Raw genomic sequence first — 14,882 nt, 5'->3', positions numbered from 1 at the left:
CCTGCGTTACTTACGCACCGCATGGTTTTTGTTCTTTTTCCTCCTGCTTTTCTACCTGGATTGCTTTTCCCTCTTCCACCAGTTCAGAAAGCATCAGTGCATCTACCGCGTCATTTATACTATCCGTGATACGCTTCCACACAAACTTTGTAACACATACATCAGAGCTGCTGCAGGTTGATTTCCCGCCCGTCACCTCGGAGCAGTCAACCGGATACAAATCTCCTTCCAGCGCTCTCAGTATCTCTCCCACAGAGGTTGTCTGTGCGGGCTTAGCCAGGATATATCCCCCCTGGGCTCCCCGAAAGCTCTGCACGATTCCCGCCTTTTTCAGCTTCGCGATCAGCTGTTCCAGATAGCTGATTGAAATATTCTGTCTCTCCGCAATACTGCTCAGGGCCACGGCTTCTTCTCCGCCGTTCATCGCAATATCCAAAACTGCCCTCAACCCGTAGCGTCCCTTGGTTGACAGTTTCATAAATCAGCCTCCTTCCAGGAATTTCAGGCATTTTAATTCCTACCGTTTTAATTCCTACTATTTTACTATGTTTTCGATTTTTATTTTAGCATACCGTACTCTGCGTGTCAATATACTTAAACAATAGAAGCAGTTTCTTTTGGTCAGGGGAGCAAAACAGTGCATTGCACTGCCTCTGTATCATATTTTGATATGTGAACTTGTTCACTATATCAAATTTGACATAGCGCACGGCACCGATGGTGCTTTTGACCCCCTGATCATCATATGCGCTGTTTTGATATCTTCTCATAGCGCCGGACTGCTTGTTTCCTGATTTCAGATTGAATCTATCTACATAAAGGAGTCCTTCATGAAAAAATCCACTTTTCTGGGCGGTACCATACTTCTGACCGTAACCGGGCTGCTGGTCCGGGGAATCGGTTTTATCTACAGAATCTTTCTTGCAGGCAGACTGGGTGCGGAAAAAATGGGTCTTTACCAGCTCGTCTTTCCAGTGTACGGCATCTGCTATACATTATATGCTGCCGGTATCCAGACTGCTCTTTCCAAATTAATTGCGGAGGATGACAATCCGGCGAGAAGAAGAAAATATCTGATTTCTGCCTTTGGCTGTTCCATGCTGATTGCGCTGGGGCTGACACTGCTGCTCACCCAGTTCAGCTCGGTTATTGCAGCCTCCTACATGGGCACCGTAACCGCGGCGCCCTCCCTGCGTATTCTGGCCCTGTGCTTTCCGTTCTGTGCGGTGACCTCCTGCATCAACGGCTATTACTTTGGCATAAAAAAATCCCTGGTTCCTTCCACCGGTCAGCTGGTGGAGCAGGTCGCCAGAGTCCTCTTTGTGTTTTCCATGAGCTCCCTCTCCTGCGAGATGGCCGTGCTGGGTATTGTGGTAGGTGAAATCGTCTCCTGTCTCTACCATTCTACCGCCTTCTTCCTGGGACGCAATCTGAAAAAGATCGAGAGGAAATCAGCAGAGAATGCAGGATCTGTAAAGCGGCTTCTCGGCCTCTCTGTACCTTTAACCGCCAACCGGCTCCTGGTAAGCATCCTCCACAGTGTTGAGGCAGTCCTGATCCCCGCCATGCTTTTAAAGGCGGGACTGGATAATTCCCAGGCGCTTGGAACCTATGGAACTCTGACCGGTATGGCAATGCCGTTTATCCAGTTCCCCTCCACCATAATCGGCTCTGTAGCCCTTTTGCTCATGCCTACCATATCCGAGGCCAGCGCCAGAAAAAATCAGAGCTCCATTGAGCGCAGCAGCAAGCTGAGTATTCATTTCAGCCTGCTGATCGGTTTTTTAAGCACTGCTGTTTTTCTGCTGTTCGGCCAGAATATCGGTTCGCTTGTCTTTCACGACACCACAACAGGCAGCTTTATCATGATCCTTGCCTGGCTCTGCCCCCTGCTCTATGTGACAACCACCCTGAGCAGTATTTTAAATGGTCTGGGAAAAGCCCACATATCCTTTTTCCATACAGTAATCGGGCTTGCCATCCGCATTCTGTTTGTCATCCTGCTGATTCCTTCAAAAGGCATCATGGGTTATTTCATCGGCATGCTTGTCAGCCAGCTGGTCATGACCATCCTGGACTGTGTGACCATTGTCCGCCATGCCAGATTTTCTTTTTCCGCTGCGGACTTTTTCCTCAAGCCTATCGCGATCCTGTGCATCGGCGGTTATTTCACAAAGAAAACGCTGCCCTATCTGCTGGAAAATACCAGTGTAAATCAGATTGTCCTCCTGGGCGGCGCTATCTGTTCTCTTACATTGATATATGGTATCTCGCTGCTGCTGACCAGGGCGGTGCATTTAAAGACGCTGACCGGAAGGTAGGGGCGAATGGAATTTAAAAATTGCTATATATATGAAAAAAGAAGCAGAAAAAATATTCTGCTTCTTTTTGTATCATTATCTGTCCGGTTCATACTGTATCAATTCCCAATACCGGCCATTCCAGTCTATTTCGACAAATCGTAAGGGGTGATCTGATACACGTAATAATTGAGCCAATTGGAATACAGGGCGTTGGCATGGGCCCTCCATCTCAGCATCGGCCTTTCATTCGGATCGTCGTTTGGATAATAGTTTTTCGGGATTTCGATAGGCAGGTTCTTGGCCTTATCCCTCTTATATTCCCCATCCAGGGTCATCCGGTCATATTCCGGGTGGCCGAAGATGAAGACCTGTCTTCCCTCCCCCGCAATCACGGCAAATACGCCGGCCTCCTCCGACTCCGCCAGAATCGTCAGTTCCGGACAGGCTTCAATGGCCTCCTTTGGCACTGTGGTATGTCTGGAATGAGGTGCATAGAAAATATCATCAAATCCCCGGATAAACGGAGTCTTCCGGTGCATTACATAGTGGGGAAACACACCAAACAGTTTCTTCTCCAGAGGGACTTTATTGATCCCATAGTGATAGTAAAGACCCGCCTGAGCACCCCAGCAAATATGAAACGTAGAAGTCACATTCGTCAGTGACCATTCCATAATCGTCTTAAGCTCCTCCCAGTAGGCCACTTCCTCAAATTCCATCTGCTCTACCGGCGCTCCGGTTATAATCAGTCCGTCAAACTTCCGCTCCTTCACATCGTCAAAGGTACAGTAAAACTGGTTTAAATGACTCAGCGCCGTATTTTTGCCTGTATAAGTGGCTGTCGTCATAAATGTCAGCTGAACCTGAAGCGGTGTATTGGATAAACTGCGCATCAGCTGAATTTCCGTGTCTTCTTTCAGAGGCATCAGATTTAAAATGGCAATCTCCAATGGACGGATGTCCTGTGTTTTCGCACGGATCTCATCCATCGTAAAGATATTCTCGTCTAATATGACCTGTTTTGCAGGCAGATCACTGGCAACTTTAATCGGCATATCAAGCGTTCACTTCCTGTCTTTCCTGTATTAACCGACCTTCTTCTTCCATAGCAAATGCAGAAGACCGGCTGCTTCAATCTAGCAATTTCTAGACTGCTGTTTTTCATTTTACCATTTAATGGACCTCAATTCAAGGACAGGAATCAGCAGTGCAGTCCTTATGCTAACATAGCCATAAATTCTTCTTCTGTTATAACCGGGATACCCAGTTCTCCCGCCTTTTTATTTTTAGAGGACGAAGAACGATTATCGTTGTTAATCAGATAATTCGTCTTTGAGGTCACGCTTCCGGTCACCTTGCCTCCCAATTCTTCAATTACCTGTTTCAGTGCATTTCTATTTTCATAGTGATGAAGAGAACCCGTCACGACAAAATTCATATCCGCAAAGATCTGTTCACCGGCAGATCCCTCCGGTTTTTCCAATATAATCTCTTGTAATAAATCATCCACCATTTTATTATTCTGTTCTTTATCAAAAAAATCGCAGTACGCAGAAGCAATCACGTCTCCCACTCCGTCAATCCCTACCAGCCGCTCCCGGTCCGCATGGCGCATGGCCTGAAAATCCTCCTCAAACTCCCGGCTGATCAGTTTGGCATTTGACAGCCCGATATTGGGGATTCCCAGACTGTACAGCAGTCTGGCCGGTGTGGTTGTTCTGGCCTTCCCGGCAGATTCAATCAGATTCTGATAGGATTTTTCTCCAAACCCTTCCATCTCTATAATCTGGTCTTTATAACGGTCCAGACGAAATATGTCGGAAAACTCCCGGATAAATCCCCGGTTGATGAATTTCTCCATCGTTGCCTCCGACAGCCCCTCCACATTCATGGCATCCCGGCTGACAAACAAAGAAAAAGACTTAATCTTTTTTGCCAGGCACTCCTCGTTCATGCAGTACAGGGATTTCACATCATTTTCCTGGCAGATCTTTGCAGCTCCTCCGCAGACAGGGCAGTGGTCCGGTATATCCTTCACCCCGCTTCGGGTCAGATTATCCGCAACCTGGGGAATAATCATATTTGCCTTATACACTGTAATTTTATCCCCGACCCCCAGTTCCAGATCCTCCATGATGCTGATATTGTGAAGGCTTGCCCGGCTTACCGTCGTCCCCTCCAGTTCCACAGGCTCAAACACAGCGATCGGATTGATCAGCCCGGTCCGGGAGGCACTCCACTCTACTTCTTGCAGTACAGTTTCCCGAATCTCGTCCTGCCATTTAAACGCTATGGAATCCCGGGGAAATTTTGCTGTGCGCCCCAACGACTGTCCATAGGCAATATCATCAAAAATCAGAACCAGTCCGTCCGAAGGAAAATCATTTTTTTCGATTCTCCCTTCAAAATCCTGAACTGCGGAAGCGATTGTCTCTCCTGTTACCTTTCGGTATTCCACTACATCAAACCCCTGCTCCCGCATCCAGAGAAACTGTTCTTCCCGCCGCTCGAACTCCTTTCCCTGCACCAGACCAAAGGCAAAGAAATAGACATTTCTCTTTGCAGTAATCTCATTGTTCAGCTGACGTACAGAACCGCTGCACAAATTCCGGGGATTCTTATACTTCGCCTCCGTCTCCGGAATCGTTTCATTAATTTTCTGAAAATCGCTGTACTTGATTACCGCCTCTCCCCGCAGCACCACATCCTGCTGACAGGGAATCTGTATAGGAATATTTTTAAACACCCTGGCGTTGTTCGTTATTACCTCGCCCACCTCGCCGTTGCCTCTGGTAACCGCTTTGAAGAGCGTTCCGCCCCGGTAGGTTAAAACAATTGTCAGTCCGTCCAGTTTCCAGGAGAGCAGGCCTTCCCTCTCCCCGAGCCATTCGCTTAAGGCTGTTACATCCTTTGTCTTGTCCAGAGAAAGCATCGGACTTTCGTGGCGTTCCTTCGGCAGCTCACTGAGCACCTCATACCCAACCCGAATCGTAGGACTGTCCGAGAGAATTCTTCCTGTCTCCCTCTCCAGATCCGTCAGTTCATCATACAGGCGGTCATACTCAAAATTACTCATGATCTCGCCGGCTTCCTGATAATAAGAACGGGCGGCTCTATTTAAAAGCTCTATCAATTCTTTCATGCGCTGAAACTTTGCGTCCATTTTTCTGCATCCTTTCCGACCACATCACTGCTTTTTCAGCAGCCGTTTCATTTCCCGGATTTCTGCTCCGGTCACTTCCCGGTATTCTCCTGTCTTTAGACTGCCCAGTTTTACATTCATAATTCGTACCCGTTTCAAAGCGACAACACGGTATCCCAGATATTCGCACATCCGCCGTATCTGGCGGTTCAGTCCCTGGGTGAGTACGATTCGAAACCGGTTTCTGCCGCACTTTTCCACCGTACAGGACCTGGTCACCGTATCAAGAATCGGAACGCCTCCGGACATCTTTTTTATAAATTCACCTGTTATTTCCTTGTCCACGGTGACCATATATTCTTTTTCATGACCGTTTCGTCCCCGGAGTATCTGATCCATCCATTCTCCCTGATTCGTAAGGAGCAGGAGCCCTTCTGAATCTTTATCCAGACGTCCAACCGGATAAATCCTCACCGGGTATTGAATATAGTCGATCACATTCTGCTTTTCCCGCCTGCTGTCCGTGGTGCATACAATGCCGCGGGGCTTGTTAAAGGCAAGAAGAACCGGTGGTTCCTCTCTGACGACAGGCTTTCCGCAGAACACTACGTTCTGTCCCGGATGTACCATCGTGCCCAAAACCGCCGGTTTTCCATCTACCGTAACTTTTCCCTCCGCAATCATGCGGTCGGCCTCTCTTCTTGAGCAGACTCCCGCCGCGCTCAGGTATTTATTTAATCGTTCTTTCTCCATATCCGGTTCTCCCTAACTGATGCGGGATATAAATTCTTTGAGCTTGTCATCTTTGTCCACTGCCCCGCTCATATTTTCATTGACCCGGCTGATCATGTTCTTTACTGCCTCACTGTCATTGAGCTTATCTATATAATTCTGTACATCGGCATCCACTGGATTTAAATAAATAATCAGATTGTCATCGAATGCCCGGTTTACCAGAAAAACGCTCATACTGGGTGCCGGCGTTTCGATCTCCCGGATCTTTAACTCACCGTAGACATAAACCACATACGTATCTTCCGTCAGGCCATCCACCACATAGCACTCCAGATTCCTGACTTCTTCAATATAATAATACTTCTTCTTGAGTGCATCTTCGTCTATCATACGGATATCGCTCACAAGAGGTTTCAGACGCTCCATATTCGTGGAAATACAGGCTCCATAATAATCCGTAAAGAGCTTGATGAACTGTTCGTCCTTTGACTTTTCCAGCTCCTTCTGAGCATTCAGTATATCCGCGTTATCCGGCTGCTGCTTTTTGGGGAGCATTGTAAATATAAGCGAACCAAACAATACGATAAACAACGAGGCCCGCAAAATCATCGCTTTGTATTTCAGTTTCATTTTTATACCCCTGCATATCGCAGGCTTACCTGCGATACTGCGCCAATTAATAGTTTGAAACTACTTTGTTTCAAACTTATACCCCTGTACACCACAGGCCAGCCTGCGCTACAGCACAACAAACGCCGATACGCTCGCCTGTTATCCTCTGCAACATAATCTCAGTGGGACTTTAGTGTATAATTATGAGATTATGATAAAGCAAGAAGCGGATTATTTCATCCGCTTCTGTCACTTAGTATCAGTACGCCTGAAGGGATTCGAACCCCCGACACCTGGTTCCGGAAACCAGTGCTCTATCCCCTGAGCTACAGACGCATTAACCATTTCGTAAATCCAGAACATGCCGCATTTACCAGGATTTCCCCTGCAATATGGATTTGTTTCACCTCTGCCTGAAAAGACGGTTCAAAATCAAACGCATTTCTGCCCTTCATAAGACAAAAGAGAACTTGAAACCTTCCCCTGACAAGGGACATTTTTGTATCACTGTAAAGGTAACATGTTTTACCGATTACGTTATAATATGATAACACAAGCGCTATTTATTGTCCATAGTTTTTTCTCCGCAAAACATTATATGGATAAGGAATCTGTCCTTTCGGACAGATTCCTTACACACAGCATCGATTCTCTGCAATAATTATGCGATTGACTGCAGCTGTTCCTTGATCTTTCTAACCTCATACTCCAGATTATTTATACGCAGGAGCAGCATTTCTCTCTCATTTTCTATCTTTAATGCCTCATCCAGCCGTCTGTTCAGATCAACATGTCCCTCCGCTACCAGCTTAATACCGCTATTTATATCATTCTCCAGCGTTACTTCAATGGATGTTACCCGCAGTTCCAGTTTATCCATTCTCACCTGCAAAGCTTCCACTTGAGCTTTCAGATTCTCCACTTCTTCTTTCAGGTATTCTACGTCCGCCTTCAGGCCCTCTACGTCTGCTTTCAGGCTCTCTACGTCTGCTTTCAGGCTCTCTACATCCGCTTTCAGGCCTTCTACGTCTGCTCTCAGGTCTTTTACGTCTGCTTTCAGGCCTTCTACGTCTGCTCTCAGGTCTTTTACGTCTGTTTTCAGGCTCCTTACATCCGCCTTCAGGCCCTCTACGTCCGCTCTCAGGTCTTTTACGTCCACTCTCAGGTCTTTTACGTCTGCTTTCAGGCCTTCTACATCCGCTCTCATACTTTTTACGTCTGTTTTCACATCATGTATGTCCGTTTTCATGTTCTGAAGATCAGATTTCATACTTTCACTGTTATTATATAATACCAGTAATATTTCCTGATCAGTCATAATGATACCTCCTTCATATAAACTCCAGGTCTGTGCAGAATCTTCCCGCACTCGGAACATATAATCATCTGCACTGCTGCAACAGAATCATAGAAACAGCCGGTGTTCCTCTCTTGAATAATAATAGACGGCGTCGGAAAGTACGTCCTCCTCCGGCAGTTGGGTCAGGTTCATCTCATGAACCATGGCGAGCATATATTTTTTAGAAAAATCCTTATTATATGGTACTATTAAAACCTCATGCACACTGGCCGGAAGCAGATAATAGTCACAGTCCAGTGTCTCCCCAATCTGCTGCAAAAGTCCTTCATAGATCATCGCGGTAGCTCCGTAAACCTGCGCAAGATTGCTCAGCACATAGATCGGATATTTATTTTCCTTTTTCACCATTTCCATAATGACATCTGCCGATCCTGGCAGTTCTCCCTGAAGAAGATCACTTATTACTTCTTCAATCGGTCTAAGCTCACTTGGAAACAGTCTGGGTGTATTCCGCATCGCGGCGGAATAAAGGCTTTCATAATCTGCTCCCCACTCTTTCACCCAGCTCTGCGCAATACGAACAGAAGTCATACCCTCCTCCTCTGCTGCAATCAGATAGAAAAAGGCAATCTGCATATCATAAAAAGGCAGAACGGCCCAATTATTTTCCTCTGGTGAATTCTTTAACAAACGGTATATTACCCGACTTTCATCGAATCCTTCGTATAACATCTAAACTCCCTTCGATTTTATTTGTTGATTGTGGACAGATTTCGATATGATGACGATTTGATAATAGACGGCTGTCTCAAGACAGCCTGCTTTGCCAGAAAACAACAAGACAGAATGAACGCCGGCTGGTTCTATAAAGGAATACCAGTACGCTATGTAACCCATCTTATTGTAAAAAAGGTGCAGATTCATTTTATCAAATCTGCACCTCTACTGCAAGGATATATTCTATTAAAATACAATTTTTTCTGCCGGCAGAGGTTCCCCATAGAGCAGACCCTGTGCCGTCCCGCAGCCCAGCTCCTTTAACAGTTCTTCCTCCGCAGGTTCTTCAATGTCAACCGCCACAACAGATAGGTCAAGCGCTTCGGCAACCAGCATCAGTCCCTGAAGCATTTTCCTGCTTTCCTCCTGCTCCAGTGCATGAAACAGCAGATTACCAGAGATATCAACGATATGAATCGGAAGACTTTTCAGGTACTCTATCGCCACATATTCTTCTCCAAAACAATCCCAGGCTATTTTTATGCCCAGTTGTGAAAGATCATTTATTACCTTAATATTTTCTTCTGCTGCCTGCACCAGATTGTGTTCTTTTATCTCGAATATCAGATTTCCCCTGTCAATATGGTACTTCTCCAGATTTTCTTTTACTTTCGCTGCAAATTCTGTATCTCTGAGTTGTCTCTGGAACAAATTTATGGAAACACTGAATCCTTTTTTACCGCCTTTACTCCATTTTTCCATCTGAGCACAGACCTGTTCCAGCACCCAATACCCGATTGGTATAGAAAGTCCGGTCAGATTTGCAAGCTTGGCATAGCCGGTAAAATCCACGAGTCCATCCTCCGGATGATTCCATCGTATGGATGCTTCAAATCCGGTCAGCTTACCGGAAGCAATATTTACTCTGGGTTCATACCACAGTTCCAGCTGTTCTTCTGCAAGAGCACTGCGCAGTTTTGCCTGCTGCTCCATGTAGCTGGTAGAACGCTCCTCCAGTTCTTCGGAATAATAAAAATACGTATTCTTTCCGGCTCTCTTCGCCTCCTGCAGCGCCAGATCTGCATTACGCAGCAGCGTTCTGGTCACCCTTCCGTCTTTCGGGGCAAAACAGATTCCCATGCTGACTGTTACGTTCATTTCCCTGCCGGCCAGAAGAAACGGATAATTCATCACCGTCTGAATCTTTTTCAGTTTTTCTTCGTAAGCTCCTGTATCCGCTATATTCTGGGTCAGAATCATAAAATCATCACCCTCGGTCCGGGCAAGGAAATCGTCTTCATCCACAGCCTGCATCAAGCGATGGGTCACGTCAATGATCAGCTCATCGCCATACGCATGCCCCAGCTCATCATTCACTTTTTTAAATCCGTCCAGATCCAGATGCAGTATTGCCACTCTTTCTTCTTTTCGGATTGTAGCCATTACATTATCCAGCAGCTCATTGAACGCACGTTGATTCTGAAGTTCTGTCAGCGGGTCCGTATTTGCCGATTTTTTCTCCAGCTCCAGCTTCTCAAGCAGTTGGTTGTACTGCTCCTCCCGCTCCGCCCGGTCTGCCTGTTCTTCTTCCAGATTATCCTGAAGCAGTTCCACCTGCTCCACATAGGAAAGCAGGTTTCTTTTCGTTCCCAGGTACCGGCTCATGACAATTATGCACAATATCACAAGTACGGCCAAGAGTCCGGCAGCAACATATACGACAGGCTGGCTGATCCCCAGCATTCCGGGGTTCAGATTTTCAATGGCAGACGCCCACACCAGTTCACCCATCTAATCTGCCTCCTCTCTATTTCTAAGTACTTATATTCGTTTATCCGTTTTCGACTAACGTAACAAGATTATCGTCATATTTTTATGAGAATAACCATGATACTGTTACGGCCATGGCTGCGCCCTTCATCGCTCTTTACAAACCATGCAAACCTCGCTTCCCTTCCGTTCGCTCGGTTTCGGGCTGCGCCCTTTCTGCGCCTTTACAAACCATGCAAACCTCGCTTCCCTCCGGTTCGCTCGGTTTCGGGCTGCGCCCTTTCTGCAGCCTTTGCTAGCCATGCAAACCTCGCTTCCCTTCCGTTCGCTCGGTTTCGGGCTGCGCCCTTTCTGCGGCCTTTACAAACCATGCAAACCTCGCTTCCCTTCCGTTCGCTCGGTTTCGGGCTGCGCCCTATAAGAAAAGGAAAGAACAGAATCCTTTATGCAAGCATAGGATTCTGTTCTTTCCTTTTCTTGCATGGTTTGGCTTTCGAATATTATACCATAGTATTCTTTTTTATGGAAGTGTTGCAGATGGATTTAAACGTGCGTTTCCACACTAATGTACTGCACGGTTTTGCATAGAAAGGGCCTGCATATGCAATACACACTGCAGGCCTCTGTTTTTCCTTATTCCTTATTTACTGCTGAGATATTCATGGATTCCGGCTGCTGCGGATTTCCCTGCTCCCATAGCCAGAATTACAGTAGCTGCTCCCGTCACGGCATCCCCTCCGGCATACACGCCTTCCTTGGTAGTAGCTCCGTTTTCTTCATTGGCAACGATACATTTCCATCTGTTGGTCTCCAAGCCTTCTGTAGTAGCGGAGATCAGCGGATTCGGGCTGGTTCCCAGCGCCATAATGACCGTATCCAGGTCAAGGGTGAATTCAGAACCTTTTTTCTCAATCGGTCTTCTTCTGCCTGACTCGTCCGGCTCTCCCAGTTCCATCTCCACACAGGTCATACCCTTCACCCATCCGTTGTCGTCCACCAGGACCTCCTTTGGATTGGTCAGCAGATGGAATATAATTCCTTCCTGTTTGGCGTGATGCACTTCTTCCACTCTGGCCGGCAGTTCCGCTTCGCTTCTTCTGTAAACGACATGCACCTCTGCACCCAGACGGAGTGCGGTTCTTGCAGCATCCATAGCCACATTGCCGCCGCCCACAACCGCTACTTTCTTTCCGGCAACGATCGGCGTATCATAGCTGTCGTCAAATGCCTTCATCAGGTTGCTTCTGGTCAGATACTCATTGGCGGAGAAAACACCGTTTGCATTCTCGCCCGGAATGTGCATAAACTTCGGAAGTCCTGCACCGGAACCGATAAAGACAGCAGAAAAGCCCTCTTCCGTAATCAGTTCGTCGATCGTGACCGCTTTGCCAACTACCACATTTGTTTCTATTTTTACACCCAGGGATTTTACATTTTCAATTTCTTCCGCCACAACACGCTGTTTGGGAAGACGGAACTCCGGAATACCATAGGAAAGTACTCCGCCAGGTTCATGCAGTGCTTCAAAAATAGTAACATCATAGCCCAGCTTTGCCAGATCTCCTGCACAGGTCAGACCTGCAGGGCCGGAACCGATCACCGCTACCTTCTTACCGTTTTTCTCTGTCGCTCCCGCAGGTTTAATATGGTTTTCTCTCGCCCAGTCGGCAACAAAACGCTCCAGCTTGCCGATGGATACCGGATCGCCCTTGATTCCGCGGATACATTTACATTCACATTGGGATTCCTGAGGACATACACGCCCGCATACTGCCGGAAGTGCAGAATACTTGGAAATCTCCTGATAAGCGCCTTCCATATCGCCCTCTTTCACATGGGAAATAAAAGCCGGGATATTGATCGCTACCGGACACCCCTGAATGCACTTGGCATTTTTACAGTTCAGGCATCTTACTGCCTCCTCCATTGCTTCTTCTTTATTATAACCCAGACAAACTTCTTCAAAGTTTGCGGCGCGGACTTTAGCATCCTGCTCTCTTACCGGGATTCTCTTTAATACGTCTGCCATTATTTGTCACCTCCACATCCGCAGCCACCCGGATGATGATGGGTAGCGCCTTCCTTTAGCTTCAGCATCGCCCTGCCCTCTTCCGTCTTGTACATCTGCTGTCTCTTCATAACCTCATCGAAATTAATCAGATGTCCGTCGAATTCCGGTCCGTCCACGCAGGCAAATTTGATTTCATCGCCCACGGTCAGACGACAGGCGCCGCACATGCCGGTTCCGTCAACCATAATCGGATTCATGCTGACAACTGTGGGAATCCCCAGTTCTTTCGTCAGCAGGCACACAAACTTCATCATAATAACGGGTCCGATGGCGATAACCTGATCATATTGTTTTCCCTGATTATTCACCAGTTCTTTGATCTGGTCATTTACATTTCCCTTAAATCCATAGGAACCGTCATCGGTAGCCACATATACATTAGCCGCTACTTTTCTCATCTCATCCTCCAGGATGATCAGATCTTTATTTCTGGCACCGATAATGCAGTCCACCTCAAAGCCCTGCTCCTTCATCCATTTAACCTGAGGATAAACCGGCGCTGTTCCCACGCCGCCGCCGACAAACAGGATGTTTTTCTTTTTCAGTTCTTCCGCATCCGTATCCAGCAGTTCCGATCTGCGGCCCAGCGGGCCCACGAAATCCCGGAAATATTCTCCTGCTTCATATTCTGCCATCTTCTGTGTGGAAGCCCCTACGATCTGGAACACAATTGTCACAGACCCGGCAGCTCTGTCATAATCACAAACGGTCAGCGGAATCCGCTCCCCCTTCTCGTCGATCTTCACTATGACAAACTGTCCCGGCTCACAGGACTTGGCCACACGCGGAGCTTCAATATCCATCAGGTAGATATTGTTGGCCAGATATTCTTTTTTCAGGATTTTATACATTATCTTCTGCCTCCATTCACTATATCTCTTCTTCCCATCCGCCTGTACATGACATAAAAAACGGAATAAAACAACAGACGGGTCCGGCACTGTCCGCTATGTACGTAAGTCACCAAGCCGGGCATCCATCCATATTGATTTCAGAAAGAAAGTTCCATTTCCAGGCGCAGCCCAGGACCATTACTCCGTCTGCGAAAAAGCAGACAACCTGCGGCTCTATATCTTATACTGTAAAAAAGCAGAATAGAACCCAAAAGAAATAGAATATCTGTATCCTCCGGATCGACAAATATTCCACATTTTCTGATCTGTTCTGCATTTTTATGGATATTACGCCATACATCGAAATTATAGTACGATTTCCCCGAAAAGTCTACAGAAAAGTTTTCCCAAGCCCCTCTTTTTCAGGGTTTCCATTCTCTTTCATCCCTGAAAGCGGGCATCCGAGTTTGAAAATGCCCCGGCTCCGGCCCCTGACACCATGAAAACTGCACAAGTTCATAAAACATTAATAAATATTTCAATAAATTCTAGAGAAATCTATGGTTTAATAGTAGTATAGCATTGACGCCAGTCTGTAAGGCAATACGTCTGTCATGCCGGAGTCTTTTCGGCTTTCACTATAATTATATCCGATTGGGGAGGTTACTGTAATTATGTATAATATTTTAGTCTGTGACGACGATAAAGATATTGTTGACGCCATTGAAATTTATTTAAGCCAGGAGGGCTATCAGATTTTTAAAGCCTACACCGGCAGGGAGGCCTTGGAAATTATCAGCAGCAATGATATTCATCTGGCTCTTATGGATATCATGATGCCGGAAATGGACGGTATCCGCGCTACAATCAAACTGAGAGAGACCAATCAGACCCTTCCGATTATATTTCTCACAGCGAAATCAGAAGACAGCGACAAGGTACTGGGGCTCAACATCGGGGCCGACGACTATATCACTAAGCCTTTTAACCCGCTGGAGCTGATTGCCAGAACGAAATCCAGCCTCCGGCGCTATACGGTGCTCGGCAGCCTGCCTAACAGTCAGAATATTTACAGTTCGGGCGGTCTGGTTGTCAATGATGATACCAAGGAAGTCTTTGTGGATGATGAGCCGGTAAAGCTGACTCCCATTGAATACAATCTTCTGAAACTGCTGGTAAAGAATAAAGGACATGTATTTTCGATCGCCGAGATATATGAACAGATCTGGCAGGAGCCCTCGTTCGGAGCTGATAATATTGTAGCGGTTCACATCCGTCATATCCGTGAAAAAATAGAAATCAATCCAAAGGAACCCAAGTATCTGAAGGTAGCCTGGGGAATAGGATATAAGGTGGAAAAATACTGAGCAGTCCGGTTCTGCCTGTTACGAATGTACAG

12 protein-coding genes and 1 tRNA gene are annotated in these 14,882 nt (G+C 46.7%); 2 read left to right on the top strand and 11 right to left on the bottom strand.

All coding sequences use genetic code 11. The annotated features are described in order from the left end of the window. Nucleotides 1–10: 10 nt before the first annotated feature. On the bottom strand, nt 11–478 hold the full coding sequence (locus tag ABCW47_RS11005) for an RrF2 family transcriptional regulator (RefSeq protein WP_343209968.1): 468 nt from the start codon (nt 476–478) through the stop codon (nt 11–13). A gap of 352 nt (nt 479–830) precedes the next feature. Here ABCW47_RS11005 and ABCW47_RS11000 point away from each other — a divergent pair, with 352 nt between their 5' ends. Continuing rightward, nucleotides 831–2,321 (top strand): putative polysaccharide biosynthesis protein, encoded by a 1,491-nt coding sequence (locus ABCW47_RS11000; protein WP_343209967.1) that lies wholly within the window; start codon nt 831–833, stop codon nt 2,319–2,321. A gap of 125 nt (nt 2,322–2,446) precedes the next feature. Here ABCW47_RS11000 and metA read toward each other — a convergent pair whose 3' ends face one another. From metA to ABCW47_RS10950, 10 genes are all read right to left on the bottom strand, one after another. Beyond that, nucleotides 2,447–3,358, bottom strand: a complete 912-nt coding sequence (metA, locus tag ABCW47_RS10995) for a homoserine O-acetyltransferase MetA (protein ID WP_343209966.1) — start codon at nt 3,356–3,358, stop codon at nt 2,447–2,449. 161 nt (nt 3,359–3,519) lie between these two features. Further along, on the bottom strand, nt 3,520–5,466 hold the full coding sequence (gene ligA, locus ABCW47_RS10990) for an NAD-dependent DNA ligase LigA (RefSeq protein WP_343209965.1): 1,947 nt from the start codon (nt 5,464–5,466) through the stop codon (nt 3,520–3,522). A gap of 24 nt (nt 5,467–5,490) precedes the next feature. After that, the gene (locus ABCW47_RS10985; RefSeq protein WP_343209964.1) at nt 5,491–6,198 is read right to left on the bottom strand and encodes a pseudouridine synthase; all 708 of its coding nucleotides are present in this window, start codon (nt 6,196–6,198) and stop codon (nt 5,491–5,493) included. Nucleotides 6,199–6,210: 12 nt separating this feature from the next. Next, complete coding sequence (locus ABCW47_RS10980; protein WP_343209963.1) at nt 6,211–6,810, bottom strand: hypothetical protein; 600 nt, start codon at nt 6,808–6,810, stop codon at nt 6,211–6,213. A gap of 245 nt (nt 6,811–7,055) precedes the next feature. Beyond that, nucleotides 7,056–7,128: transfer RNA gene (locus ABCW47_RS10975), tRNA-Arg, on the bottom strand. Nucleotides 7,129–7,453: 325 nt separating this feature from the next. Continuing rightward, the gene (locus ABCW47_RS10970; RefSeq protein ID WP_343209962.1) at nt 7,454–8,110 is read right to left on the bottom strand and encodes a hypothetical protein; all 657 of its coding nucleotides are present in this window, start codon (nt 8,108–8,110) and stop codon (nt 7,454–7,456) included. A gap of 87 nt (nt 8,111–8,197) precedes the next feature. Then, the gene (locus ABCW47_RS10965; RefSeq protein ID WP_343209961.1) at nt 8,198–8,824 is read right to left on the bottom strand and encodes a DUF5688 family protein; all 627 of its coding nucleotides are present in this window, start codon (nt 8,822–8,824) and stop codon (nt 8,198–8,200) included. A 231-nt stretch (nt 8,825–9,055) separates the two neighbouring features. Then, the gene (locus ABCW47_RS10960) at nt 9,056–10,600 is read right to left on the bottom strand and encodes a putative bifunctional diguanylate cyclase/phosphodiesterase (RefSeq protein ID WP_343209960.1); all 1,545 of its coding nucleotides are present in this window, start codon (nt 10,598–10,600) and stop codon (nt 9,056–9,058) included. Nucleotides 10,601–11,219: 619 nt separating this feature from the next. After that, the gene (gltA, locus tag ABCW47_RS10955) at nt 11,220–12,608 is read right to left on the bottom strand and encodes an NADPH-dependent glutamate synthase (RefSeq protein ID WP_343209959.1); all 1,389 of its coding nucleotides are present in this window, start codon (nt 12,606–12,608) and stop codon (nt 11,220–11,222) included. Further along, entirely contained in the window at nt 12,608–13,501 is an 894-nt protein-coding gene (locus ABCW47_RS10950; protein ID WP_343209958.1) for a sulfide/dihydroorotate dehydrogenase-like FAD/NAD-binding protein, read from the bottom strand. Before ABCW47_RS10950 ends, gltA begins: the two co-directional genes overlap by 1 nt. Nucleotides 13,502–14,157: 656 nt before the next feature. On the opposite strand from ABCW47_RS10950, the gene ABCW47_RS10945 reads away from it, so the two are divergent. Continuing rightward, the gene (locus ABCW47_RS10945; RefSeq protein WP_343209957.1) at nt 14,158–14,850 is read left to right on the top strand and encodes a response regulator transcription factor; all 693 of its coding nucleotides are present in this window, start codon (nt 14,158–14,160) and stop codon (nt 14,848–14,850) included. Nucleotides 14,851–14,882 lie beyond the last annotated feature (32 nt).

This window comes from Anaerolentibacter hominis (assembly GCF_032380675.1).
Lineage (GTDB): Bacteria > Bacillota > Clostridia > Lachnospirales > Lachnospiraceae > Anaerolentibacter > Anaerolentibacter hominis.
This window is presented reverse-complemented; position numbering and strand designations above follow the sequence as displayed.

Excerpts from the sequence above, each read along its gene's own strand:
- ABCW47_RS10980 (WP_343209963.1), bottom strand. The coding sequence starts at position 6,810 with ATGAAACTGAAATACAAAGCGATGATTTTGCGGGCCTCGTTGTTTATC.
- ABCW47_RS10960 (WP_343209960.1), bottom strand. The coding sequence starts at position 10,600 with ATGGGTGAACTGGTGTGGGCGTCTGCCATTGAAAATCTGAACCCCGGA.
- ABCW47_RS10950 (WP_343209958.1), bottom strand. The coding sequence starts at position 13,501 with ATGTATAAAATCCTGAAAAAAGAATATCTGGCCAACAATATCTACCTG.
- ligA (WP_343209965.1), bottom strand. The coding sequence starts at position 5,466 with ATGGACGCAAAGTTTCAGCGCATGAAAGAATTGATAGAGCTTTTAAAT.
- gltA (WP_343209959.1), bottom strand. The coding sequence starts at position 12,608 with ATGGCAGACGTATTAAAGAGAATCCCGGTAAGAGAGCAGGATGCTAAA.
- metA (WP_343209966.1), bottom strand. The coding sequence starts at position 3,358 with ATGCCGATTAAAGTTGCCAGTGATCTGCCTGCAAAACAGGTCATATTA.
- ABCW47_RS10945 (WP_343209957.1), top strand. The coding sequence starts at position 14,158 with ATGTATAATATTTTAGTCTGTGACGACGATAAAGATATTGTTGACGCC.
- ABCW47_RS10970 (WP_343209962.1), bottom strand. The coding sequence starts at position 8,110 with ATGACTGATCAGGAAATATTACTGGTATTATATAATAACAGTGAAAGT.
- ABCW47_RS11000 (WP_343209967.1), top strand. The coding sequence starts at position 831 with ATGAAAAAATCCACTTTTCTGGGCGGTACCATACTTCTGACCGTAACC.
- ABCW47_RS10985 (WP_343209964.1), bottom strand. The coding sequence starts at position 6,198 with ATGGAGAAAGAACGATTAAATAAATACCTGAGCGCGGCGGGAGTCTGC.
- ABCW47_RS11005 (WP_343209968.1), bottom strand. The coding sequence starts at position 478 with ATGAAACTGTCAACCAAGGGACGCTACGGGTTGAGGGCAGTTTTGGAT.
- ABCW47_RS10965 (WP_343209961.1), bottom strand. The coding sequence starts at position 8,824 with ATGTTATACGAAGGATTCGATGAAAGTCGGGTAATATACCGTTTGTTA.